Here is a 25,427-nt window from a genome sequence, read left to right as displayed (position 1 = left end):
CTCAGGGGGTGACGGTCAGTTGTTGGTAGAGCGCACGGGCCTCGGTATCGCCCTGGAAGCCGACACGGCGATCGAGCAGTGACTTGAGTTCCTGCCGGGCGCGGGCCTTGTCTCCGTTTGCGTTGAGCGCATAGGTCAGATGCCATTGGATATCCGCATCGTCGGGCGCCTTGGATTGCGCGTTCTTCAATGTATCCAGGCCCTTGGCGGCATTGCCCATGCGAACCTGTAGCCATCCATAAGTATCGAGCACATCCGGATTGTCGGGTTTCAGCTTCAATGCCTGTTCGGCAAAGAGCATAGCCCGTTTGTCGTTCAGCTCCGACAGCGCCCAGGCCAGATTGTTCAGCACGAGCAGGTTGCCGGGGTTGCTCTTGTCCAGCATCAGATATTGCTCGACTGCGGCTGCATACTGTTTTCGCTTGAGCAGGTTTTCTGCCAGGGCGGCACGCGTGCTGGCATCCTGGGGGTGGGCGGCCAGCCAGTCGGCGAGACGCTTCTCGCCGGCTTCGGCGCGTTGGGTGATATTGAAAACCTGGAGTTGACGTATCAACAACGCGCCGGAGGGCGCCAGTTTTTGCGCACGCTCGAACGCGGCAAGTGCGGCAGCGTAGTCCTTGCGTGCAAACGCGGTGTCGCCCTCGAGCGTGAAGCCGGCGGGGGAAGCGGGTTTTTGCTGTTGCACCTGCTTGGCGAGTTTGAGTGCATCATCAAACCGTGCGCTCTGAATTTCGACGCCGCCCAGCATCAACTGCGCATCGAGAAAGTCGGGCTGGATGCGTAATGCATCCAGCAACGTGTTGCGTGCACCCGGGAGGTCTTTTGCAACGATCTGGGCGGTGGCGAGCTTGATCAATGGAGCTGCCTGTCTGGGCAAGCGCTCGGCGAGCTTGCGAAAACTGCCCAGTGCGTTGGTCGTATCCCCAAGCGCGAGTTGCGTGGTGCCGAGAAGATCGAGGGCCGCTGGATTGTCGGGTTGGGCATTGACGGCTTCGCGGGCCACGGCGAGCGCCTTGTTCTTGTTTCCTTTGGCGAGCAGGTACCTCGCCAGCGTCACGCGTGGCTGCAATGCTTGCGGATGCGCTGCGGCGGCTTTCTCCAGCCAGTTTATGTAAGTCTTTTCATCCTGGTTACGCAGGGCCAGATCCGCCAATGCGAGCATGGCATTGAGGTGTTGAGGATCGGCCTTGAGTATGCCTTCGAAACGTTGGCGCGCAGCGTCAGGTTTCTTGTCCTTCAGGTCGAGCTGCGCCAGGTTGGCCGCAGCGGGGAAGAATTTGGAGTCGAGCTTGAGGGCGTGTTCGAAGCTGTCGCGTGCGTGGACTGTATCCTGCTTGCCGAGATAGGCGGCACCCCGGTAATTCCAGACCAGGGGGTTCGCACCCTGTTTCTTTTCCAGCGCGGCAATGCTGGTCAACGCTGCGTCGAACTGCTTGTGTTCCAGCTGGTTGAGAATGATGAAGGTGTCGGCCCTGCTGCTGGCGCCTTCCATATTGGAAGCAGTTTGCAGGTCGGCCATGGCGCGGTTGTCGCCCTGGGCCAATCGGGAGATGCCGAGTTCGGTCCGGATGGCGGCACTGTCTGGGTTGCGCTGCGCGGCCTGCTCGAAAAAAGCCGAGGCTTGGGCAAAGTCTTTTCTTGCCAGAGCGACTTCACCGGCGACGATCAGGACGCCGGCGTCATGGTTGGCCGCTCTGAGAGCCGGAGCCAGCGTATTCGCTGCGTCGTTGGGGCGTCCCAGACGCAATTGCGAGGCGGCCAGCAAGCGTAGCGCATACAAGTTGCCGGGCGCGGCCTTGACGACCTTGTTGAGATACGTTTCGGCAGTTTGCAGATTGCCGAGCGTATATTCGATCGAGCCACCCAGCAATAGCGCGGGCACGAATTCCGGTGCGCTCTTCAGCACATCGGCCAGGTGGTCGCGCGCGCGCTCGGTTTTTTTCTCGCGAAAGTCGATCAGTGCCTGGGTATAACGCGCCAGCAGGCTGTTGGGCATCACTTTAAGGGCCGCGTCGACTTCCTTGCGTGCGTCGTCCAGCCTGTTTTCGGTGATGGCGAGACCTGCCAGGGCCAGACGGGCATTCGTGTCGCGTGGGTCGACCTGCAGCGTTTCCTGATAAATCGCTGTGGCTTCAGCCGACTTTCCCGTGGCACGCAGCAGATCGCCTTTCAGCAACAGACTGTCCAGGTGTTTGGGATCGATGCGCAGTGCGAGGTCAAGGTTTTGCATGGCCTTGGTGGAATCGCCGTCCGTCAGGGCCAGCTTTGCCAACGCCAGCTGCACTTCGGCATTGGCGGGTGCGATCTGCTGTGCGTGTTGCAGGGTTTTGCGCGCATCCTCCCGATGTTCCAGTCCGAGTTCGGCAGTGGCGCGCAGCGCTTGCAGTGTGGCGGTTTCTGACCCGCCGCCGGTTGGAGCCGGCAATTCGTCCAACACGCGCTGGAATTCGCGTTGCCCCAGCAAGCTACGGGCGATCATGGGATTGACCTTGTCGGCGGGGAAGCCGGCCTCGCGTGCGCGACGGAATTCCTTTTCCGCACTGGCCAGGTCGAGTTGGGCGAAATACAGCTTGCCCAGTTCGAAGCGGGCCTCGGCGTTTTTCTCGTCTTTCACCACGGCATTCTTCAGCTGGATCATGGCAGCCTTGTAATCGCCGGTCGCGAGTTTTGTCCGGGCTTCGGTAACCAGGGTGGCGCTGTCTTCCCCGCCGCAGGCTGTCAACAGACATGCGCCGAGCAACAGGGCCGGCAGTAGCCGGGGAGCGGGAAGGGGGGATGGCATGAAGATCTCCAGTATTCGTGCGGGTAGGCGGCGTGGTACGCGAAGGCTATTTCATGCCGATTTTTGCCATGAGGTCATACAGAGTGGGACGGGTGATGCCGAGCAGTTCGGCAGCCTGGGCGATGCTGCCGTCGCTGTGCGCCAAGGCGCGGCTGACGGCGAGACGTTCCGCGTTCTCGCGCGCCTGGCGCAGATTGAAAGGAGGAGGCTCGGTGTGGCCGGTGTCGAGCCCAAGGTCGGCAGCGGTGATCTGGTTGCCTTCCGCCATGATGGTGGCGCGTTTGATCAGGTTTTCCATCTCGCGCACATTGCCGGGCCAGGCATGGGCTTCCAGTGCTCCCAACGCGTCGGCCGTGAAGCCGCGGATGTTGCGACCCTGTTCGCGCGCATAGCGTTCGAGGAAGGCTTGCGCCAGCAATACGGCGTCGCCGGGACGCTCGCGCAAGGGCGGGATTTTCACCGAGATTTCAGACAGGCGGTAGTACAGATCCTCGCGGAAACTGCCTTCGCGAATCATCCCGGCGAGGTCGCGGTGAGTGGCGCAGACGACGCGCACGTCGACCGGGATTTCGCCGCGGCCACCCAGGCGTTCGATCACGCGTTCCTGCAGGAAGCGCAGCAGCTTGGCCTGCAGGGGCATCGGTAGATCGCCGATTTCGTCGAGGAAGAGCGTGCCTTCGTTGGCATATTCGATACGGCCGATTGTCTGCTTGGCCGCGCCGGTGAAGGCGCCTTTCTCGTAGCCGAATAATTCGGATTCCAGCAGGGTGTCTGGAATCGCCGCGCAGTTGATGGCGACGAAACGCTTGCCCGCACGAGGCGACAGTTCGTGGACGCCACGTGCCAGCACCTCCTTGCCGGTGCCGGATTCACCCAGCAGCAATACGGTGGCGTTGGCGGGCGCGACTTTTTCCACGGTACGGCAGATCTTCAGCATGGGCTCGCTGCTGGTGATCAGCCCTTGCAGAGCAGAGCCGCGCTGTTTGGCGGCGAGCATCCGGTTCTCGATTTCCAGTGTATGGACATGCAGGGCACGGGCGATCATCAGGGCCAGCACGTCAGGGTCGAAGGGTTTCTGGAAAAAGTCGTAGGCACCGAGATGGATTGCTTTCACTGCATTGCTGCGATCGAGGTTGCCGGTGACGACGATGATCTTGGTAGACGGCGCGAGCGAGAGGATCTGCTGCAGTGCCGCCAGGCCTTCGGTGGCGCCGTCGACGTCGGGTGGCAGGCCGAGGTCGAGCAGCACGACCGGGGGCTCGTGGCGACGCAACTGGGCGATGGCGCCGTCGCGGTCGGCGGCCATGACCAGTTCGTAATCGGCGAGGCTCCACTTCAGCTGCTTTTGCAGTCCGGGATCGTCTTCGACCAGCAGTATCTTTTGTTTGGCGTCGCTCATGCGGCGTCTCCTCCAGCAGGTGAATGATTGTCCAGCGGCAGGCTGAGACGGAAATGGGTGCCGAGGCCAGGCGTGCTGTCCACCTCGATGTTCCCGCCCAGGGCACGCAAGGTTTCACGACATTCGTAGGCACCGATACCCATGCCGGCTCCCTTGGTCGAGTCGAACGGCTGAAACAGCCGGGTGCGGACGAATTCGTCGTCCATGCCGCACCCTGTGTCGACGATTTCAATGATTGCCCGTCCGGCTTCCTCGAAACCGCGCAGCGTGACCTGGCCGGTCGGCGGCGTGGCCTCAAGTGCATTTTGCAACAAGTGGCCGATCGCGCGGGTGAGTCGGTCGCGCTCGGCGCGCACGCGCAACGACGCGGGCGGTAATTCCAGGATGGGGCGCAGCTTGAATGCCTGTTTGCTGGCAACAGCTTCATTGAGGATGTCGGACAACGCCACTGACTGCGCCTGGGTCGCATCGCTGCTCCGGCGCAGTTGCGCCAGCACCTTGTTCATGCGGGTGACCGCATTCGCCACCGTATCCAGCATGTCGGCCTGGAACTCAGGCTTGTGTTTGTGTTTCTCGGCATTGGCCAGCAGAAGGGACAGTTGGGCGATCAGATTCTTCAGGTCGTGGATGACGAAAGTCGTGGTGCGATTGAACGATTCGAACTGGCGTGCCACGATCAACTGATTAGATGCCCGCATCTGGGCCAGATGCGCTGCCGCCTGACGGGCCGCCACCTTCAGCAGGTCGCTGACTTCCCAGTTGAACGTGACATTGCCCAATGAGTGTTTCAAGACGACAAATCCGAGCAGCTCCTCGTGCAGCATCAGCGGCACGACCAGCCAGGCGTTGTCGGCGTGTTCGAGCCATGCCGGCGTACTCAGGTCACCGTACAGATCGCGGCGTACTTTCATTTCGTCCAGATCCACTACCCATTGTTTGCTGGAGAGCCATTGAATGAACGGCGCATCGGCGGGCTCAGTTCCCTGGAGATCGGCCCAGTTCCAGTGGCTGGCGCGTTGATAACCGGCGTCGCCCTCGCGCATCCAGAGCGCCCCGCCTGGGCTTTCGAGCAGCCCCGCCAGTGCCTCGACCGCACGTTCGCAGAGCTGCTCGCCGGGCCGGCCTTCGGTGAGAGTACGGGTGAAGTTGAGCCACTCTTCGCGGTAGTCGTAGCGGTAACTGAAGAAATGCTTGGACAGGAACACGCGCAAGCGGGCGCGCAGGGTGCCGGAAAACATCAGCAGCACCAGCAGCATGGCAGCGGCGAAGATGAAGACGGTTTGCACCACGTCGCCCCATTCGCCGCCGAACAGGCGCAGGTAATAGCCTGCGCTGGCCATCAGCAGAAGGTAGATGCCTGCGGCCAGCAGGCTGGCGGTATGGAACGCCATGCTGCGTGACAGGCCGACCGGCGCAGCCCATTCCGGATTGCGGGCGGCGGACACCGCAATCAGTGGCGTCACCAGGGCGGCCACATAGCCTCGTGCGGCCCACACTTGGGCGTCCATGGCATTGAACAACGCGGCATTGGCGTAGAGGTAGAAATCGTAAACGAATAGCCCGCCCAGCCCCAGGCAGAGGAACTTGATCGCCCAGCGGTCTTCCGGGCGGGTGCTGCGGTATACCTGTTCGGTGAGCACCAGGCCCATGACGGTCAGCAGAACCAGCCCGAGATTGCCCGCCCAGCGCGCCAGCACCGGCTGGGTCGGCGCAATGAAGGGGTAGAGGCTGGTGAGAAGCAGAACCCCGACGAGTGTCCCGCTCAAGATGCGGATGAGGCGGATCGGCGCAGGCAGGGCGGCGTCGGAGGGCAGACGCAGTTGCAGGATATACAGCAGGAGCGCCAGCCATGCGCCGTTGCGCGCCACTTCGGCCGCCAGGCCGAGCTGGGGGGGCAGGGCACCTAAGGCCGTGAGTGCCGAGAATGCGCCCCAGATGGCACTCAGTCCGGTTGCGAGCACCAGTTGGCGGCCTTGCGGGCGGCGGCGCCAGCTGGCGACGATCAGGCCGGACAGGCCGAGATAGGCGAGCGCTGCCAGCCCATAACCGACGGCGGCCAGGAGAAGCAGGGTGTCGGGCATGGTCGGTTCCGGGCGCGTGCGCTCAGCGCACGCCCTTTCCCCACAACACGACTTGCGCGGTCTGGAACAGGATCATGAGATCGAGGAACAGGCTGTGGTTCTTGACGTAGTAGAGATCGTATTGCAGCTTGTGCATGGCGTCTTCGTCGCTCGCGCCGTACGGGTAGCGCACTTGCGCCCAGCCGGTGATACCGGGTTTGACGGTGTGGCGTACGCCGTAATAGGGGATTTTCTGGGTCAGGTCCGCCACGAAATAGGGGCGCTCGGGGCGCGGGCCGACGAAGCTCATGTCACCGAAGAAGACGTTGAATATCTGCGGCAGTTCGTCGATGCGGGTGCGGCGGATGAAACGTCCGGTGAGCGTCACGCGGCTGTCGTTCTGGCCGGCCCAGCGCGGCTTGCCATCTTTCTCGGCATCGACGCACATACTGCGGAACTTGAGGATGGTGAAATTGCGGCAGCCCTGGCCGACGCGCTCCTGGCGGTAGAGCACTGGCCCCGGGCTTTCCAGCTTGATGAGCAGGGCGGTGAGGGCCATGATCGGCAGGCAGACGACCAGCATGGCGGCGCTCACCAGCAGGTCGAACAGGCGTTTGGCAGTATCACGCAGCATGCCCTGGTGAAATCCCTCGGACAGGATCATCCAGCTGGCATTCATCGAGTCGAGTTGCAGATGGCCGTTCTCGCGTTCGAAGAAGCTGGACAGTTCAAGGATGCGTATGCCGTACAGCTTGCATTTGAGCAGGTCCTGTACCGGCATGCCGCCGCCGCGGCGGTCGCGTACAGCGAGGATGATTTCGCTGATTTGCAGGCGAAGCGCCAGTTCGGGAAGGGGTTCCTGGGTGTCGAGAATACGAGCATGATCGACGAAATGATGACTACCGCCCATCGGCAGATAGCCGATGACCTGGACATTGCTGGCGCGGGAACGCTTGGCCAGCATGGCTTCGACATGGGCGGCGCGGCTGCCGGTGTCGATCACCAGGGCGCGGGTCTTGAGCGCGCCAACGCGTGCCCAGCGAATGAACAGGGCGCGGCTGAGCAGAATACCCAGTAATGCCAGGCCGAAAGACAGAAGGAAGGCGCCCCGCCCGACCAGCAAAGCGGGAAAGAAGTAGAACAGCAGGCTCATGGTCACCAGGCCCAGTCCGAAACTCAGGCCCAGGCGCTGCAGCAAGGCACGTACTCCGCCCTGCCATTCGAGATCGTACAGCCCGCTCGCGGTCATCAGCCCCAGCATGACGACAGCGAAGGTCAGGGCTTTGGGCAACAGGGGGTCGAGCTCAGGCGGAATCATGCTGCCATCAAGGAAGCGGGCGCTTACCCCGGCGTAGATAGACCCGCCCAGGATCAGCGTTTCGATCAAGACCAGCAGCAATAAATTCAGCGGCACATAGTGCCGGAAAAATCGGATCACAGCCGTTCACTCATAAGAATCATGGAGGGTGAGCGAGCATCTTCCATGCCAGAGCATGCTGCAATGAGAATGATCAAATGAGCGTCCTGACCTGTGGCAAGCGCAGGCGACGGGGGCTGCCATCGGCTTGCAGGCGTTTCATGTTGCGCAGTTCGGCGGCGGGGTAGACGACCAAGTCGACCCGGGCGCGCGGGTCGTCGATCATGAAGCGCGGATAAATTCGCCCCGGGGTGTCCGAGGTCCTGTATTCGCCGGCTTGATAGGCCGCAGGCAGGCGCATCAGCAGAAATTCGACGTCTTTCTGGTGGTCGGTGAACAGTTGCAGGTTGATGTCGGCATGCGGGCCGGCTGTCCCATTGAGTACCGATCCGGTGAGATGCGGGTCGAAATCCACGAGTTGCTCCATGTATTCGATCGCGGTTTGTCGCAGCAGTGTCAGTTGCGCCCGGGTTTCGTCGGTCTGGTAAATGGCCTGGTAGCTGCGTAGCGCCTCTTCGATTTGCTGGTTGTCCGGCAGATTGCCGCTGTCGGGCGCGCCAAGCTGACGCGCTGCCTTGCGTTTGGCGCTGCCGTAATCGAGGCTGCCGTCCTCGGCCAGCATGCGTGCCGCTGCATGGGCGATGCGACGACGCATATCCTGATGTTTCATGGTGGCGTTCCGGTTCCGTACATGGGTGTGGCGGGCTCCACTGGCGTCTCGGTGCCCGTGCTCCATCCGGCAGGCGGCGCGTCGGGCGGCGGGAATTCCTGGTAGAAATGTTCGACCATCCCGCCTGGTGTTGTGCCGAGGACATGCCCCAGGAATTCGCCTATCAGGGTATCGGGCAGACGCGTGCCGGTGTTCGGATCGATATTCACGCTGATGATGCCGCTGGGCATGGTCCAGCCTTGCTGCGGCATGTTTTTCAGCGCCGGGCCCATGAATCCCATCCAGATCGGGAGCGCGGATTGCGCGCCGGTTTCGTGCCGGCCGAGGGAGCGCGGTTGGTCGTATCCCATCCAGGCGATAGCCACCAGGCCAGGCGTGTAACCGGCGAACCAGGTGTCGCGTGCATCGTTGGTCGTGCCGGTCTTGCCGGCGATGTCACTGCGTCCAAGCTGGCCTGCGCGTGCACCTGTCCCATAGCGCACCACGTCCTGCATCATGCTCGTCATCAGCCAGGCATTGCGCGGATCGATCACGCGGGGTGCATTCGACCCCACCGTTTGCGGCTTGGCTTCCATCAGCAGCCGGCCGTCCTTGTCGTAGACCTTGTCGATCAGATAGGGCTTGACGCTGAAACCGCCATTGGCGAAGACGCCGTAGGCTGCGGCCAGCTGGAGCGGGGTGACGCTGCCGGCACCGAGCGCCATGGTGAGGTAAGGCGGATGGCGGGCGGGATCGAAACCGAAGCGCCGGATGTAGTCACGCGCGTAGTTCGGACCGATGCCTTGCAGGATGCGCACCGACACCAGGTTGAGCGATTTGGTCAGCGCCGTGCGCATGCGCACTGGGCCGCTGGTGTCGCCGTCGTAATTCTGTGGCTCCCATGCAGTGCCGCCGGCCTCTTCGGCGCTGAGTGTCAACGGCATGTTGTCGATCATGGTGGCCGGGGTATAGCCTTTTTCCAGCGCGGCCGAGTAGATGAACGGCTTGAAGCTCGATCCCGGCTGTCGCCAGGCCTGCGTCACGCGATTGAATTTGTTGCGGTGAAAATCGAAACCGCCGACCAAGGCGGTGATGGCGCCGTCATTCGGGTTCAGGGCCACCAGCGCGGCTTCCACTTCGGGAAGCTGCGCGAGCCGCCATTGCTGCGGTTTGCCCGTCGCCTGCACGCGTACGATCGCCCCGGGGGCGAGCTGCCGACCTTTCTTTTCTGCCATCCAGTTGGCCACCCATTTGAGTGAGGCACCTGAAATATCGACCACTGTGTCGTTTTCCAGTCGGGCGCGGATCAGTTTGGGGGTGACGCCGACGACCACGGCAGGTTGCATGTCGTTGACCGGCGCGAGATCTTCCAGTGCGCTGGCGATGGCCGTTTCGCGCTCGGCCTTATCGGCGGGCAAGCTGATTTCCTTCTCCGGACCGCGATAGCCGTGGCGCTGGTCATAGTCGGCTATGCCTTGCCATACCGCGAGGTCGGCCGCGGCCTGTTGGGCGCGGCGCAGCGTGGTGACGGCCTTGTAGCCTGAGCTGTAGATGGATTCGCCGTATTTCTCGAACAGGGCCTGGCGTACCATTTCGGCGACGTAGTCGGCCGAAACATCCGTTTGCTGGCGCGCCTGGCGGATGACCAGTTTCTGTTTGACTGCGGCTTGCCAGGTCGGCTGGTCAATGAATTTGAGTGCACGCATCCGCCCCAGCACATATTCCTGACGTGCCTTGGCGCGCGGGAAGTTGACCACGGGATTGTAACGTGACGGTGCTTTCGGCAAGCCTGCAAGCATGGCGAATTCCGCCAGCGACAATTCGCGCATCGGCTTGCCGAAGTACGTACGTGCTGCAGCTTCGAAACCGTAAGCGCGCTGGCCGAGATAAATCTGGTTGAGGTACAACTCAAGGATCTTGTCCTTCGACAGGCTGTGCTCGATCTTCATCGCCAGCATGGCTTCGGACAGCTTGCGGGTGAGCGTTTTCTCGTTCGACAGGAAGAAGTTGCGTGCCACCTGCATGGTGATGGTCGAGGCGCCTTCCTTGGCGCCGCCGGATACCAGGTTCGAAACCGCAGCGCGCAGCACGCCCAGAGTATCCACCCCGCCATGCTCATAGAAGCGCTCGTCTTCAGCGGCGATGATCGCCTGCTTCATATAGATCGGAACTTTGTCGATGGCGATAAAAGCCCGACGTTCTTCACCGAATTCGCCGATCAGGGCGCCGTCAGCCGTGTAGACGCGCAATGGCAGCTTGGGTTTGTAGTCTGTCAGTGCTTCGAGCGGCGGCAGATTCGGATAAATCAGGGCTGCAGCCAATCCGGCCAGGGCTGTGCCAACGACGCCGAGGCTGACAATCAATGCCAGTGCGTAATGCCACCATTTAGAAAACATCCGGTTCCTTCTTTGGAGACGCCATGCATTTGGAAAACCGTACCAAATATCGAGCCCAAGGATGGGCGGCGGGTCCGTCTCGATAACCCGCTGTTTCTTATGCGCTTGGATTCGTCACGTGCCGCGCTAGTGTACTTGGGTACCCCCATGCTCCGGCGGTGTTGCTCGAATCTGCCAAGTGATGCCTAAAGTTTCCGACGATTATAGGCGTTAGTGGTGTTGGAAATTGGACACATATGTTCAACTCTAATGTTGTCGCAAGAAAAAAACTGTTAAAAACCGTGTGTTGTTGCTAGCATCTAAAAACAATAATAAGAAAAAGCGCCAACCCACAGAAGTGTAAAGGAAAACTCTTGCACCTGAATATCAATCTGGACTGGCTGTCTGCCAAGGGTCTGCCCATCCTGGGGCTCGACATCAGTACGACTGCGGTCAAGCTGGTGGAGTTGTCCGACGCAGGAAAAGGCATGCTGCGGGTGGAACGCTATGTCATCGAGCCCTTACCAAAGGATGCCGTGACAGACGGCAATATCGCCAATCTCGATCAAGTGGCCGATGCTTTGCGGACCGCCTGGAAGGATCTGGGAACACGGATCAAGAATGTGGCCCTGGCGTTGCCGTCGTCGGCCGTCATCACCAAGAAGATCCTGGCCCCGGCCAGTCTCAAGGGGATCGACCTGGAGAATCAGGTGGAAGCTGAGGCCAATCAGGTCATTCCCTTCTCGCTCGATGAGGTGAATCTGGATTTCCAGGTGCTCGGCCTGTCGCCCAGCAGCCCGGACGACGTGCAGATTCTGCTTGCCGCGGCGCGCAAGGAAAAAGTCGAGGATCGCGTGGCGGCCGTCGAGGCGGCCGGTCTGAAGGCGCTGATCATGGACGTCGAATCGTATGCCACGCAGACCGCCTACGAACAGATCGCCCAGTTGCTACCCAATAGCGGTGCCGGGCAGACCGTGGCGATCATCGACGTGGGTGCACAGAACATGCACATCAACATCCTCAACGACAATGAGTCGGTCTATCTGCGCGAACACGGTTTCGGCGGCAATCAGCTCAACAACGAGATCTCGCGCCGTTACGGCATGACCAGCGAAGAGGCCGAAAATGCAAAGCGCAAGGGCACGCTGCCCGAGAGCTATGACATGGAAGTGCTGCAGCCCTACAGCGAAACCCTGGCCATGGAAATCGGCCGTGCCCTGCAACTCTTCACGACCTCGACCCAATATCGCAAGGTCGACCAGATCCTGCTGGCCGGCGGCGGCGCCATGATTCCCGGTATCGACGAAGTGGTCGCCCAGCGCACGGGCACGCCGACGATGGTGGTCAACCCGTTTGCCAACATGGCCGTCGGCTCCAAAATCCGGCCCCAGGCATTGACCGCTGATGCGCCTTCCCTGTTCGTCGCTTGCGGCCTCGCCATGCGGAGGTTTGACCCACAATGATCCGCATTAACCTCCTCCCCCACCGCGAACTTGCGCGCGCCGCCCGGCGACGCCAGTTCAATATCCTGCTTGGAATTGCCGTTGCGACGGGTGTTCTGGTTGTCGTTCTGGGACATAGCGTGATCGCCGCGCGGGAGTCCAACCAGGAAGCCCGCAATGCTTATCTGGAACAGGAAATCGCCAAGCTCGACGGCCAGATCGGCGAAATCAAGAAAATCCGCGAACAGACGCAGGCACTGCTGGCACGCAAACAGGTCGTCGAGACCTTGCAGTCCAACCGTACCGAAGTCGTCCATTTGTTCGACCAGATGATCCGTCTGCTTCCGGACGGACTCTATCTCAAGTCCTTCAAACAGGCGGGCGATATCGTCACGATCAGCGGCTATACCCAGTCGAGTGCGCGCGTTTCCACGTTGATGCGGAATCTCGACGGTTCACCCTGGTTCGAATCGGCCACGCTGGTCGAAATCAAGGCCGCCACCGTGAACAATCTGCGCGCCAACGAGTTCGTGCTGACCGTCAAGCAGACGCATCAGCAGCCGGACAGCGCGAATGACAAGGGGGGCAAGGCATGACCCTGGACGAACTCAATAAACTCGATCTGAAGACGCTGGCCGACTGGCCACTGCCGACCAAGCTCGTTGCGCTGGCATTCCTGTGTGTGGCGATCGTGCTGGCAGGCTGGTGGTTCGACTGGCGCGGCGGAATGGAAACGCTCGATACCGCGAAGCAGAAGGAAACCGAGCTGCGCAGCGTGTTCACCACCAAGAAGAATCAGGCCATCAATCTGGAGGCATACAAAAAGCAGCTGGCCGACATTGAGCAGGCGTTCGGCGCGTTGTTGAAACAATTGCCGAACAAGCAGGAAATGGATGCGCTGATCACGGACGTCAACCAGGCAGGCCTGGGGCGCGGCTTGCAGTTCGATTTATTTAAGCCCCAAGCCGAGACCGTATCCGAGTTCTATGCTGAAACGCCCATCCAGGTCAAAGTGACCGGCGGCTACCATGACATTGCCGCCTTCGTCAGCGACGTTTCCAAGCTCCCGCGCATCGTGACCCTGCAGGATATTTCCATGGAGCCCGCCAAGGATGGCGTGCTGAATATGGACGCCATCGTCAAGACCTACCGTTACCTGGACGACGACGAGGTCATCGCCCGGAAACAAAAAGCCAAGGAGCAAAAGAAATGAAGCGCCTGGCCATCGTATTGATAATCACCGGTTTGAGCGGCTGCGGCAGCGGCGACATGGACGACCTGCACCGATTCGTCGCCGAAACCGGCAAGGACATGCAAGGGAAAATCGATCCGCTGCCTGAGGTGAAGGCATACGAGCCGTTCAGTTATGCAGCCTTCGACTTGCCGGATCCCTTCAAGCCGAGAAAGCTCTCTACCGGCGGCGGCGGCGGGATGCAGCCCGATCTCACCCGCCCGAAAGAACCCCTGGAAGCATTCTCGCTTGAGACGCTGAAAATGGTGGGCGTGTTGTCACAGAACGGAGTAAACCAGGCGGTGATCAAGACACCGGACAATGCGATTTACCACATCAAGAAGGGCAATTACATGGGTCAGAATTTCGGCCTCGTGACGCAGATCAGCGATAGCGAAGTGACGCTGCGTGAAATTGTCCAGGATAGCGCCGGGGATTGGTCAGAGCGTACCAGCACCCTGAATTTGCAGGAATGATTTGTAGTACTGAATTTCAAAGAGGCTGACATGAATGCATTGCCGAAAATTGCCCAGAAAATGACCCGCCACCTGTTCGGGCTCATCCTATTCACAGGTTTGGTGCTGCCGTTCGCGGTGCGCGCCGCCGACGCGCCGCCCACGGGCAATGCTGTGCAAAGCGTTGAAACCACGACCTTGCCTGGCGGCAAGATTGTGGTACGCGTCAATCTCAAGAAGGCGCTCGTAGCCACACCGGCCGGCTTTACGGTCGGCAATCCGCCGCGCATCGCGCTCGACCTGCCCGACACGGGGAATGCGCTTGGTCGCAACACCGTCGAAGCCAACCTCGGCCCGTTGTCGAGCGTGAATGTAGTGCAAGCCGGGACCCGAACCCGTCTGGTGCTCAACCTGAACAAATCGGTTGAGTATGAAGCCAGCGTGGACGGCAAATCCCTGCTGATTGCCCTGGGCGATGTCGGGGCCAGCGCTGCGCCCGTGAATGTCAGCCCGCGTTTTGCCGAGGCGGCGGCCGACGGCGCGCGCCACACGATTCGTGATGTCGATTTCCGACGCGGCGCGGCAGGCGAGGCGCGTATCGTGACCACCCTGTCCGATGCACAGGCAGGGATCAACATCCGCCAGCAGGCCAACGGCGTCGTCGTCGACTTCATCGGCACCGACCTGCCCAAGGCCTTGCAACGTCGCCTGGATGTGGCGGATTTCGGTACGCCAGTGCAGGTCGTGGAAACCTATACCCTGGGCGACAACACGCGCATGGTGATCCAGCCCAAGGGCGGCTGGGAATATTCCGCCTACCAGACCGACAACAGCTTTATCGTCGAAGTCAAACAGAGCGACGACGCCCAGAAGAAAACGGCTGACGGCAAGGTGAAATACACTGGCGAGAAACTTTCGCTCAACTTCCAGAACGTCGAAGTGCGCTCGGTGCTGCAGGTCATCGCCGATTTCACCGGCCTCAACATCGTCGCCAGCGACACCGTGACCGGTAACCTCACTCTGCGGCTGAAAGATGTGCCATGGGATCAGGCGCTCGACCTCATCCTGCAGACCAAGGGATTGGACAAGCGCCAGAACGGCAACGTGATCTGGATCGCGCCCAAAGACGAGCTGATGACCAAAGAGAAACTGGAGTTCGAGTCCAAGAACGCGGTTGAAGACCTGGAGCCCCTGACCACCGAATATATCCAGCTCAACTACATGCGGGCGGATGAGGCGAAATCGATGCTGTACGGTGCGTCCGGAACTTCGTCCGGGTCTGCTGGAAGCAACAACTCTGTGAACTGCTCGGCTCAGGCACAAGGTCTGACCAGCGCGGCGGCACAAGCCTCGCAGCAAGGCACCGGAGGGAGCGACCAGAAGATACTTACCAAGCGTGGCCGTGCGACCTACGAACTGAAGACCAATACGCTCATCATCACCGATACGGCGCGCAAGATTCAGGAGGTTCGCGAACTGCTCGCGCGTCTGGATGTGCCGGCCCGCCAGGTCATGATCGAGGCGCGGGTCGTGGTGGCAACCGATGGCTGGAGCCGTGACCTGGGTGCGCGTTTGGGCTTCACGCAGGTTAACAAGGTCGGAAATGTTTTTGGCGACAAGCAGCAGCTTGAGGGGATTGGCAGCGGGCAGGATCTGCCAACCGCAACAGGTGCGGCCGATTTGTCGCTGTCCCTGTTGAACCTCGCCAATGGCAACCTGCTGAGCCTGGAGTTGCGTGCGTTGGAAGCCGACAGCCGCGGCAAGATCATTTCTAACCCGCGCGTGGTGACGTCGAACCAGAAGCCGGCGGTAATTCTCAACGGTACGCAGATTCCGTACATCACCCCTGCTTCGCTAGGCTCACCTGCCACGGTAACGTTCAAGGATGCCTTCCTGTGCCTGCTGGTCGATCCGCAGATTCTCAACAACGACTCGATTATCCTCACTGTCGAGGTGCAGAAGGATGCGGTGAACGACCTTTTGTCCGTGCAGGGAAACCCTGCGATCAACACGAAGCGGATTAAGACTCAGGTGCGCGTGAACAACGGCGAGACCTTGGTTCTGGGCGGCATCTTCGACGGCGACGAGAGCACGAGCGTGAAAAAGGTGCCGCTGCTGGGCGACGTACCGATATTTGGCAATCTGTTCAAGACTACGAACAAGCAGAATAGCAAGACCGAACTGATTATTTTCCTTACGCCGCGTATCCTCGACGATCGTCTGTCGATACGCTGATTTCGGTTGATCCTCAAAGCGCGGGGCATGCCCCGCGCTTTTTTCGTCCGGTTTTCTCTCATGCGCTCACCCTTGCACTGCTGTCCATTGGGCTGTGCTCCATTAGAATGGCGCCATGAGCAAGCGAGACAATCTATACCTCGTCGGGTTGATGGGGGCCGGCAAGACCACCGTGGGGCGGTTGCTGGCCAAGCATTATGGATGCCCCTTTTACGACTCGGATCACGAGATCGAGGCGCGTACCGGCGTCAAGATTCCGGTCATATTCGAGATCGAAGGCGAGGCGGGTTTCCGCAAGCGCGAAGAAGCGGCGATCGCCGAACTGACGGGCTTGTCCGGTATTGTTCTGGCCACGGGGGGCGGTGCGGTTCTGTCGGCAGCCAATCGCGACAATCTGAAGAAAAACGGAGTGGTGATTTATTTGCGCGGCATGCCCGAGCATTTGTATGAGCGTACGCGGCACGACCGCAACCGCCCTTTGCTGCAAACCGATAATCCGCTCGCCAGGCTGCGGGAACTGTTCAAGCAACGTGACCCGCTATACCGTGAAGTGGCCGACATCGTGGTGGATACGGGCCGGCAGAGCGTGGCAGGCATGATCCGCGTGCTCTATGGCAAGCTGGATCTGCTTAAAAGCGGGCTGCCTTTGCCTGACACGGCGGACTGAATGCGGCGCGTCGTCTGCGTAGCGTGGTTTTGCTTGCTGGCGGGAACGGCGGTCGCAACGGATTACCGTGCGAATGCGCAGGATTACCTCGATCATGTGCGTCGCCTGCAACCAGGCGACCGCTTGCTGCTGGAGGCGGGCGATTACCGGCAGGGTTTGCCTTTGCGCAATTTGTCCGGCGAAGCCAGCCGGCCTATCGTCATCGAGGCGGCCTTGCCTAGTGAGCCACCGCGTTTCCTCGGCCGGCCGGGCGCCAATACGATCAGTCTGGTCGACGTTCGCCATCTGGTATTACGCCACCTGGAACTCGATGGACGTAATCAGCCGGTGGATGCGGTCAAGGCCGAAGGCCACAGCCGCTACGCCGACTTCATTACACTGGACCATCTCTACATCCATGACCATGCCGCATCGCAACAGAATGTGGGCATTTCAACCAAATGCCCGGCATTCGGCTGGGTGATCCGGGGGAACCGTATCGAGCGGGTCGGCACCGGCCTATACCTTGGCGACGCCGATGGTTCGGATCCTTTCGTCAGTGGCGTGATCGAGGGCAATCGGGTTTCGCATACGCTGGGCTACAACCTGCAGATCAAGCATCAGGCCGGCCGTCCTGCCGGCCATGCCGGTCGCTACGACACGGTGATTCGCTACAACGTCTTTTCCAAGCAGGATGCGTTACCCGGGCCGCAGGCGCGTCCCAACGTCCTGCTTGGGCATTTTCCGCTGGCCGGAGTGGGCAGCGAGGACCGCTATCTGGTCTACGGCAATTTCTTCCAGCACAATCCCAGCGAGGCATTATTGCAGGCGGAGGGACGTGTGGTGCTCTACGACAATGTCTTCGTCAATGGCGGCGGCGATGCGATCCATATCCAGCCGCACAATGAGGTGCCGCGTGACATGGTCATTTTCTCCAACACCGTGTTGGCATCCGGTAGGGGCATCCGGGTACACCATGCCGTAGGTACATCCTATCGCCAACGTGTGATAGCCAATGTAGTAGCCGCTGCGACACCTTTGCAGGGCGGTGAGGCAGCGTACAACGTTGCCTTGGCCTATCGACCTGATCTACTGAACGTTGCTGTATCGGACCTGACGCCGGACCTGCTGGGACCGCATCCGCAAGGTGACCGCCTGCCTCAAGATCTGGTTCGCGAACTGGTGGCCTATCCGGGCTGGCAGGCGACGGCGTATCCCGGGGCAGGCGTTTCTTCTGCGTTGCTGCACACACTGGATGCCGGCAGGCCATGAGCGATTGCGCACAGTCCCCTCCGCGTGCATTGCTGTGGCTGGTCGCGCTGGGCTACACCGTATTTGTCATCTATGGCAGTCTGGTACCGCTCAAATTTCATGCGTTGCCGTGGGATGTCGCCGTGACCCGGTTTGGCGACATCCCGTTTCTCAAGCTCGGGATCGGGTCGCGTGCCGACTGGGTCGCCAACCTGCTTCTGTTCATTCCGCTGACCTATCTGTGGATGGGCGCCATGACAGGCGGGAGCGGCCGTCTGCACAACCTGTTCGCCACGCTGGCGCTGATTCCCGCGGCTACCGCGTTGAGCGTCGGCATTGAGTTTACCCAGCTGTTTTTCCCGCAGCGCACGGTATCGCAGAACGACATCTTCGCCGAAACGCTGGGCGGTTTCATCGGGGTGCTGGCATGGTGGATGACAGGTAGGCGATTCATCGACTGGCTGCAGTCGTGGCAGCGCAACCATGCCCGTGCCGCACTCGCCGAGCGCCTCGCCTGGACCTATCTGGTAGGCGTCGTCGTTTACAACGTCCTGCCGCTCGACCTCACCATCAGCCTGGTCGAGATCTTTCATAAATGGCGGGACGGCATGGTCGTGCTGATTCCGTTTGGCGATTTGCCGCATGACCCTGCCACGGCCGTCTATGAAATTGCCACGGATGCGCTGATCTGGACGCCTTTGGCCTTGCTCTGGCGGCTCGACGGACGACGCAATACGTGGCGTGCATGGGGCATGACGCTCGCGGCCGCGACCGGCTTGGAATTCGCGCAGCTGTTCGTCTTTTCCCGTGTCAGCGATGTGACCGACATCCTGACAGCCTCGCTTGGCGGGGCGCTGGGCAGTGCCGTCGGCGGGCGTCTGGCCAAACGCGAAGCGCACGGTGGCACGCCGATGCAGTGGGGGACGTGGCTGCCTTTCGCGCTTGCCGCGGGGTGGATGATCGTGCTGCTGTTCGTATTCTGGTTTCCCTTCGATTTCCGTACCGACGGCGCGTTCATCAAAGACCGGCTCGATTTTGTGCAGCGGGTGCCGTTCGAGGTGTATTACTTCGGCACCGAATACCGGGCTATCACCGAAGTGTTGCGCAAGACGCTGTTCTTTGCGCCGCTGGGCGGGTTGCTGGCATGGGGCGTGGCCCGCCAGCCGTGGCGCTGGCGGGCCACGCTGTTTGCGGTAGCCATGCTGGTGCTGGTCGGGATGCCTGCGCTCATCGAATTGGGGCAAGTGATGTTGCCGGAAAAGATCGCCGATACCACCGACTGGCTGCTGGCCTGGCTGGGCGGGCTGGCCGGCTATGGCGTGGCACGCCGCATCTTGCGGGCGCCCCGGCATGCCGTCACGCCACGGCGCGCGGAGCCAGAATCCCGGGCCGCGCCCCGAGCGACACCTATGCGCTGGCAGATGCCGCTTGTCCTGGGCGGCATGGGCCTGCTGTTCTGGGGTGCCGCCCATGCGCCCTTCGTGCCGTACAACGTGCGCGAACTGCTCCGACAGGATAGTGCCTTGCTGTCGGCACTACTTCTGGCGGTGGCGTGCTACTGGCTGGCTGTCTGGCCCGTGTGGCTGGCGCGCCGGCAGGTGTCCGGCCTGGCCCGTCTGGCGCAATTACCTCTGGGGCTGCTGATGTATGGCGCAATCGCTTTTTTATTGCTGGATGCAGCCGTGCCGGATGAGAGCCTTTTCGATCTGGCCGGCAGCCCGGTGTTGGGCTGGCCCGGGCAGTGGGAACTCGGGTTGCGCTGGGTCGCGCTAGCCGCCATTCCCGGTGCGTTGATCTATCTGGCTGCGCAAACCGTGCGCCGCTGGCGCGGGCGGCGATTGAGCGCCCTGCATTTCTGGGCGGCGCTTCCGGTCTTGGGCCTGGCCTATTGGGGTGTGGTCATACAGGCGGACACTGACAACCTTGTCGAGTTGATGGCTACGCCGCAGCCGCTGGCTTTTACGGCCTTGAGTGCCTGGCTTTATATTGTGTTCCTGGCATCTGCCTTGCTCGCTTCGCCTCCAATGGGCGCACAACGCATGCTGAGTCTGATCGGCGTGCTGGTTTCGTTGCCCCTCGCCGCCTTGTTCCTGCACGTCGGACTCGCCAGCACAATCGACAAGTATGGCCAGCAATTCTCGGCTCTGCAGTTCCTGCTGAGCGCCGACCGCCAGCATTACGCCTCGATGCCTGTCATCTGGCTACGTTACAGTGTGCTGCATGTGCTTGTCATTGCAACGCTCGCCTTCATACAATGGCCGCACTTTCGCGCCGCTCAACGGCTTCATGCCCTTACCCGACATGCCCCTCATTGACGTTTTCAACGGCGACGCCGACGGTCTCTGTGCGCTGCACCAGTTGCGCCTCGCTGATCCCGCCGATTCCGAACTGGTGACCGGACCCAAGCGCGATATCAGCTTGCTGAAACGGGTCCAGGCCCGCGCAGGCGATCGCATCACCGTGCTCGACATCGCCCTGTCGAAAAACCGTGAAGCGCTGGACCGGATTCTCGAAGCCGGGGCAGTCGTGCGCTACTTCGATCACCACCAGCCGGGCGACATTCCCACGCATCCCCATTTCGAGCCGCACATCGATACCGACGCCAATGTCTGCACCAGCCTGCTGGTGAACCGGTACTTGCAGGGTCGGCATCTGGCGTGGGCGGTCACCGCCGCGTTTGGCGACAACCTTGCCGATGCAGCACGGCAGGCCGCCGCCCCGCTGAACCTGTCGGTCGAACAGTTGGCGCAGCTGCAATCCCTGGGCGAATGCCTCAATTACAACGGCTATGGCGAAACGCTCGACGATCTGTTCTATGACCCGGCCGAGTTGTATCGCCAGATGCGTCCGTTTGCCGATCCCTTCGCTTTCATCGCCGAGTCGGCCGCCTATCGAACGCTGAAGGCCGGCTACCGGGAGGACATGACGCGCGCCGTTGCCTTGGACGCAACGGAAGCGCGTGCTGCCGGGCGCATCTTCATGCTGCCTGCCGAGAAATGGGCGCGGCGGATTTCCGGCGTGTTCGGCAACCAACTGGCAGTCGAGTCCCCCACGCAGGCGCATGCCGTGCTCACGGCCAAGCGGGGTGGCGGTTATGTCGTCAGCGTGCGTGCACCGCTGGTTGCCAAGTCCGGCGCGGACGAACTGTGCAGCCAGTTCGACACTGGCGGCGGGCGCAAAGGAGCGGCCGGCATCAATCATCTGCCTGATGCCGAGGTTGGCCGGTTTATTGCTACATTCTTTGCGGTCTTTTCCCGGAGCTGAATCGTGAATCAACTGATCGCACCTTATGGCGGAACGCTCGTCAACCTGATCGATCCCGCGAAAAGTGCGGCCCTCAAGCAGGAAGCCCTGAGCCTGCCTTCACTCGATCTGGACTGGCGGCAGCAGTGCGAACTTGAAATGCTGCTGACCGGCGCCTACTCACCGCTCACTGGCTTCATGACGCGTACGCAATGCGAGCGCGTCGAAACAGACAGTCAACTTGAAGATGGCACGTTCTGGCCCCTGCCGGTCACGCTCGCCAGCAAGCAGAAAGCCGCCGCTGACCTGAAATCGGGAGATCGGGTGGCCTTGCGCGACGGTGAAGGTTTCATGCTCGCAATATTGACCGTCAGCGATGCATGGGAGACTGACGGCATCCGGCATCTGGGCGGGGTGATCGAGGGGGCGGCCCTGCCGCCGCATCCTGATTTTTCCGGTTTGCGTGCCACCCCGGCCGAATTGCGCGTGCTGTTTGCGCGGCGCGGCTGGCGCCGTGTGGTGTCCTGGCAGGCACGCCAGCCGATGCATCGCGCGCAATTCGAATTCTGTCTGAAAAGTGCGATCGAAAACGAGGCCAACCTGCTCCTGCATCCCCAGGTGGGCGGGGACATCACCGAGGCACCGGCCTATTTCGGTCTGGTGAGGAGCTTTCTCGCCATCCGCGAACGCTTCCCGGCGGCCACGACCCAGTTGTCGTTGTTGCCGGCTCCGCCGCGCGAGGGAAGCGCCCGCGCCCTGCTGCTGCGCGCCATCATTGCGCGCAACTACGGCTGCAGCCTGCTGATCGCAGGCGGTGAGCATCAGTCTGACGGCGATTGCAGACGAGGTGAAGATCTCGTTCATACGCACGCCGACTTGCCCGTGACGGAATTGGCCGGGAAGATCGGGGTACACCTCATTCCCTATCCGCGCATGGTGTACGTGGAAGATCGCGCCGAGTATTTGCCCGAACCCGAAGCGCCTGCCGGTGCGCGCTTGCTCACCCTGAGTGGCGAGGAATTCCAGCGTCGCATGCAGAGCGGGCTGAAAATCCCCGACTGGTACAGCTTTCCAGAAGTGATTGCCGAATTGCACCGGCAGAGCCCGCCGCGCGAGCGCCAGGGCTTCACCGTGTTTTTCACCGGCCTGTCCGGCGCCGGAAAATCCACCCTGGCGCGCGCGCTGGCGGCACGCCTGATGGAAATGGGCGGGCGTTGCGTCACCCTGCTTGATGGCGATATCGTGCGCCGCCATCTTTCCTCCGAATTAGGTTTCACCAAGGCGCACCGCGATATCAACGTGCGTCGTATCGGCTTCGTCGCGTCCGAAATTACCAAGAACCGCGGCATCGCCATCTGCGCCCCCATTGCACCGTATCGTCAGACCCGCCGCGATGTGCGCAGCATGATCGAGGCGGTCGGCGGCTTCATCGAAATCCACGTCGCCACCCCGATCGAGACCTGCGAATCGCGCGACCGCAAAGGCTTGTACGCCAAGGCACGTGCCGGTCTGATTCCCGAGTTCACGGGGGTGTCCGACCCTTACGAAGTGCCTGAGAAGCCGGAGCTGGCGATTGATACTACCGGACTGGGAATCGATGAAGCGGTGCAGCAAATTCTGCTCAAACTGGAGCATGAGGGATATTTGCGTTAACCCGACGCGTTGCACCTGACCCAAACAAAACGGCGACCCTAAGGTCGCCGTTTTGTTTGTTGCCGGGAGTGTGCTGGTTAGGCAGCCTTGCGACGACGCATGGTAGCCAGACCTGCCAAACCGATGCCCAGCAGGGCCAGGGAAGCGGGTTCGGGGACCCCACCAACCGAGCCTTTGGGAACCGAGGCAAAACGCAGGGTGCCGCCGGCAACCAGGAACTCACCAAAACCATCGCCGAAGAACGTGACCTTCGAGAAGAAGCCGGACGAATCGATGGCACCGATGAAGTTGGTGAAACTTTGTGCTGCTGCATAGCCGGGGTTGTCAGTGGCGGTCAATGCATTGGCGGGAAGGGTGGCGGCGCCGCCGTCGAAGGCAATCCACAGGCCGGAACCTTGAGCGGGCACGCCATAGGTTGACTGAATCGCGGCAGGACGTGTGCCACCCGTACAGCAGGTGGCCCAGTCGCCGATTTCGAAGCCGAAAGCGTTTACTGGCGAGCTGAAGGTGAAGGTCAGGCCGGAGCCAAAACCGGGGATCGGATCAGAGCCGCTGGAAGAAGGGCTGATGTCCCAAGTATCTCCCGACAGGGAAATACCATTGCTGCTATAACCGCCGCTGGGGAAGGCAGCCGCACCACCCGACGTACGCGTAACAGCGACAGTTGCCGCGTTGCCGTCCTTGTCGATGTAGTTGTAGGTGCTTTGACCGTTCACGACTTGTGACGTAACAACTGTCGAGCCGGTGCCGGTGATTACATTGTCAAAAGCAGTAGAAATATTGCTCAGCGCAGTATTGACGATCAATGGGGCAGCGTTAGCGCTCACTGCCGCGAACAAGGCTGTAGCGGCGAGGGCGCTGGCCAGAGCTATTTTTTTCATGATGTGACTCCTTGGTTGAAGTGGACTGATCCGCAAAATGGTGCTGCAACTAGGTTAAATATGCTTAAACAGGAGGCATATCTAATTGCCAAGGAGTAAAGCATTCTTTGTGCCAAAGAAAGTTTTTTTAATAAAATCCTTTTATTTCAAATTGATATGATCATTTCCCTGATGCCGGTATGGCTAGGAAATCTAAATATGTAAACTTTTTCGACGCGGAACGGGCTGTTGAATGTTTATAGTGGGCATCTGGTGCGGGCGACCTTATGCCATATGCCGAGGATGGCGGCGGCGGCCCCCGAAAAGCTCCGGCTTGAACGAGCCGATTACCATGCCGGTCAGGCTCGCGAGAAATCCCGCAAACTGCGGCGGCAACAAGGCGGTACCTTCCGGCAGCCAGATTTCCATGGGTAGCCAGACTGCGAGGCCCAGGGCGATGGAAAGGTAGGCGCCCTGCTTGCAGGCGCGCGGCCAGTACAGGCCCGAAACAAGCGGGACAAAGGCGACCACGAGGGTGATCTTGTAGGCGTTTTCCACCATCTGGTAAATGGTGGCGTTGGAATACAGGGCAAACAGCGTGACGACGGCGGCGAAGCCTACCACCACCACGCGCATGGTCAGGAGCAGGGTCTTGTCGTTGTGGTGTGGCAGATAGGGTTTGATGATGTTTTCGGAGAACGTGACGGCGGGCGCCAGCAGGGTGCCCGAGGCCGTGCTCATGATGGCGGAGAGCAGGGCGCCGAAGAACATGATCTGGGCGAAGACGGGCATGTGGTTGAGGATCAGCTGAGGCAGGATCATCTGCGAATCCTTGTCCAGCAGGCCCGAGACCAGGCCGGGATCGATGAGCGTGGCGGAATAGGCGATGGTCAGCGGCACGAAGGCGAAGAAGAAGTAAAAGCTGCCACCCATGATCGAACCGGCGACCGCGATATTTTCGCTCTTGGCGGACATCACCCGCTGGAACACGTCCTGCTGAGGGATGGAGCCGAACATCATGGTGATCCAGGCGGCCATGAAGGCGATGATGTCCTTGCTGTTGGCTTCAGGCCAGAAGTTGAACTGCCCCTTCTGCGCGGCATGCTGGACCACATGCCCGAGTCCGCCTGCCATGTCCGACGCCACATACAGGATGTACAGCAGGCCGACGACGATGATGCTCATCTGGAAGAAATCGGTCAGCGCCACCGACCACATCCCGCCATAAAGCGTGTAGAGCAGCACGATGGCGGCGCCGATGAGGGTGCCCTGGGTGTGTGTGATGACGCCCTGGGACAGGATGTTGAAAACCAGACCGAGGGCGGTCATCTGGGCCGATACCCAGCCGAGATAGGAAATGATGATGGCCACGCCTGTGATGACTTCCACTTTGCGGCCATAGCGTTTCCGATAGTAGTCGGTCAGCGTGAGGAGATTCATCCGATAGAGCTTGTTGCGGGCGAAGAACAAGCCGACCAGGATCAGGCACATCGAAGAGCCGAAGGGATCGGACACGATACCGTGCAAGCCTTCGTTGAGGAACGTGGCGGGGATGCCGAGGACGGTTTCCGAACCGAACCAGGTGGCGAAGACGGTGGCCGTGACGATATAGATCGGGAGATGACGGCCCGCCACGACGTAGTCCCGGGCGGTGTGAACGCGCGTGGCGGCGTACATGCCGACGCCGATGGAGATGACCAGATAGAGGATGACGAAGCCGATCAGCATG

Annotated in this window: 18 protein-coding genes; 10 read left to right on the top strand and 8 right to left on the bottom strand. The window is 60.9% G+C overall.

The features are described 5' to 3' along the window. Position 1: 1 nt before the first annotated feature. The 6 genes from prsT to B058_RS0113745 all read right to left on the bottom strand — a co-directional run bounded on the left by prsT (position 2) and on the right by B058_RS0113745 (position 10,703). On the bottom strand, positions 2-2,782 hold the full coding sequence (gene prsT, locus B058_RS0113770; RefSeq protein ID WP_026240936.1) for an XrtA/PEP-CTERM system TPR-repeat protein PrsT: 2,781 nt from the start codon (positions 2,780-2,782) through the stop codon (positions 2-4). A 46-nt stretch (positions 2,783-2,828) separates the two neighbouring features. Further along, positions 2,829-4,181, bottom strand: coding sequence for a PEP-CTERM-box response regulator transcription factor (gene prsR, locus B058_RS0113765; RefSeq protein WP_018509074.1), 1,353 nt, complete (start codon positions 4,179-4,181; stop codon positions 2,829-2,831). Next, entirely contained in the window at positions 4,178-6,262 is a 2,085-nt protein-coding gene (prsK, locus tag B058_RS0113760; RefSeq protein WP_018509073.1) for an XrtA/PEP-CTERM system histidine kinase PrsK, read from the bottom strand. The genes prsR and prsK overlap by 4 nt, the downstream gene beginning before the upstream one ends. Before the next feature lie 22 nt (positions 6,263-6,284). Then, the gene (locus B058_RS0113755; protein ID WP_018509072.1) at positions 6,285-7,679 is read right to left on the bottom strand and encodes a TIGR03013 family XrtA/PEP-CTERM system glycosyltransferase; all 1,395 of its coding nucleotides are present in this window, start codon (positions 7,677-7,679) and stop codon (positions 6,285-6,287) included. Positions 7,680-7,752: 73 nt separating this feature from the next. Further along, on the bottom strand, positions 7,753-8,328 hold the full coding sequence (locus B058_RS0113750; protein WP_018509071.1) for a hypothetical protein: 576 nt from the start codon (positions 8,326-8,328) through the stop codon (positions 7,753-7,755). Then, positions 8,325-10,703, bottom strand: a complete 2,379-nt coding sequence (locus B058_RS0113745) for a penicillin-binding protein 1A (protein ID WP_018509070.1) — start codon at positions 10,701-10,703, stop codon at positions 8,325-8,327. The genes B058_RS0113750 and B058_RS0113745 overlap by 4 nt, the downstream gene beginning before the upstream one ends. 353 nt (positions 10,704-11,056) lie before the next feature. On the opposite strand from B058_RS0113745, the gene B058_RS0113740 reads away from it, so the two are divergent. From B058_RS0113740 to cysC, 10 genes are all read left to right on the top strand, one after another. Continuing rightward, the gene (locus B058_RS0113740; RefSeq protein WP_018509069.1) at positions 11,057-12,145 is read left to right on the top strand and encodes a pilus assembly protein PilM; all 1,089 of its coding nucleotides are present in this window, start codon (positions 11,057-11,059) and stop codon (positions 12,143-12,145) included. Beyond that, positions 12,142-12,720: a PilN domain-containing protein gene (locus B058_RS0113735; RefSeq protein ID WP_018509068.1), complete on the top strand. Its 579-nt coding sequence runs from the start codon at positions 12,142-12,144 to the stop codon at positions 12,718-12,720. Before B058_RS0113740 ends, B058_RS0113735 begins: the two co-directional genes overlap by 4 nt. After that, a complete protein-coding gene (locus B058_RS0113730) occupies positions 12,717-13,337 on the top strand; it encodes a type IV pilus inner membrane component PilO (RefSeq protein WP_018509067.1) in 621 nt (206 codons plus the stop codon). The genes B058_RS0113735 and B058_RS0113730 overlap by 4 nt, the downstream gene beginning before the upstream one ends. Next, the gene (locus tag B058_RS0113725; protein ID WP_018509066.1) at positions 13,334-13,831 is read left to right on the top strand and encodes a pilus assembly protein PilP; all 498 of its coding nucleotides are present in this window, start codon (positions 13,334-13,336) and stop codon (positions 13,829-13,831) included. The genes B058_RS0113730 and B058_RS0113725 overlap by 4 nt, the downstream gene beginning before the upstream one ends. A 30-nt stretch (positions 13,832-13,861) precedes the next feature. Beyond that, positions 13,862-16,045 carry a type IV pilus secretin PilQ gene (locus B058_RS0113720; RefSeq protein WP_018509065.1) on the top strand — a complete coding sequence of 728 codons (2,184 nt, stop codon included), beginning with the start codon at positions 13,862-13,864 and terminating at the stop codon, positions 16,043-16,045. A gap of 115 nt (positions 16,046-16,160) precedes the next feature. Then, positions 16,161-16,712: a shikimate kinase gene (locus tag B058_RS0113715; RefSeq protein WP_026240934.1), complete on the top strand. Its 552-nt coding sequence runs from the start codon at positions 16,161-16,163 to the stop codon at positions 16,710-16,712. Continuing rightward, positions 16,713-17,963 (top strand): right-handed parallel beta-helix repeat-containing protein, encoded by a 1,251-nt coding sequence (locus tag B058_RS0113710; RefSeq protein ID WP_018509063.1) that lies wholly within the window; start codon positions 16,713-16,715, stop codon positions 17,961-17,963. Then, entirely contained in the window at positions 17,960-20,257 is a 2,298-nt protein-coding gene (locus B058_RS0113705) for a VanZ family protein (RefSeq protein ID WP_026240933.1), read from the top strand. Before B058_RS0113710 ends, B058_RS0113705 begins: the two co-directional genes overlap by 4 nt. Further along, a complete protein-coding gene (locus B058_RS0113700; RefSeq protein ID WP_018509061.1) occupies positions 20,244-21,206 on the top strand; it encodes an acetyltransferase in 963 nt (320 codons plus the stop codon). The genes B058_RS0113705 and B058_RS0113700 overlap by 14 nt, the downstream gene beginning before the upstream one ends. Before the next feature lie 3 nt (positions 21,207-21,209). Beyond that, entirely contained in the window at positions 21,210-22,838 is a 1,629-nt protein-coding gene (cysC, locus tag B058_RS0113695; RefSeq protein WP_018509060.1) for an adenylyl-sulfate kinase, read from the top strand. A gap of 77 nt (positions 22,839-22,915) precedes the next feature. Here cysC and B058_RS17020 read toward each other — a convergent pair whose 3' ends face one another. Further along, positions 22,916-23,719, bottom strand: coding sequence for a PEP-CTERM sorting domain-containing protein (locus B058_RS17020; protein ID WP_026240931.1), 804 nt, complete (start codon positions 23,717-23,719; stop codon positions 22,916-22,918). A gap of 264 nt (positions 23,720-23,983) precedes the next feature. Beyond that, the gene (locus B058_RS0113685; RefSeq protein ID WP_018509058.1) at positions 23,984-25,426 is read right to left on the bottom strand and encodes a high affinity choline transporter 1; all 1,443 of its coding nucleotides are present in this window, start codon (positions 25,424-25,426) and stop codon (positions 23,984-23,986) included. Position 25,427 lies beyond the last annotated feature (1 nt).

Source organism: Thiobacillus thioparus DSM 505, from assembly GCF_000373385.1.
Classification (GTDB): Bacteria; Pseudomonadota; Gammaproteobacteria; order Burkholderiales; family Thiobacillaceae; genus Thiobacillus; species Thiobacillus thioparus.
This window is presented reverse-complemented; position numbering and strand designations above follow the sequence as displayed.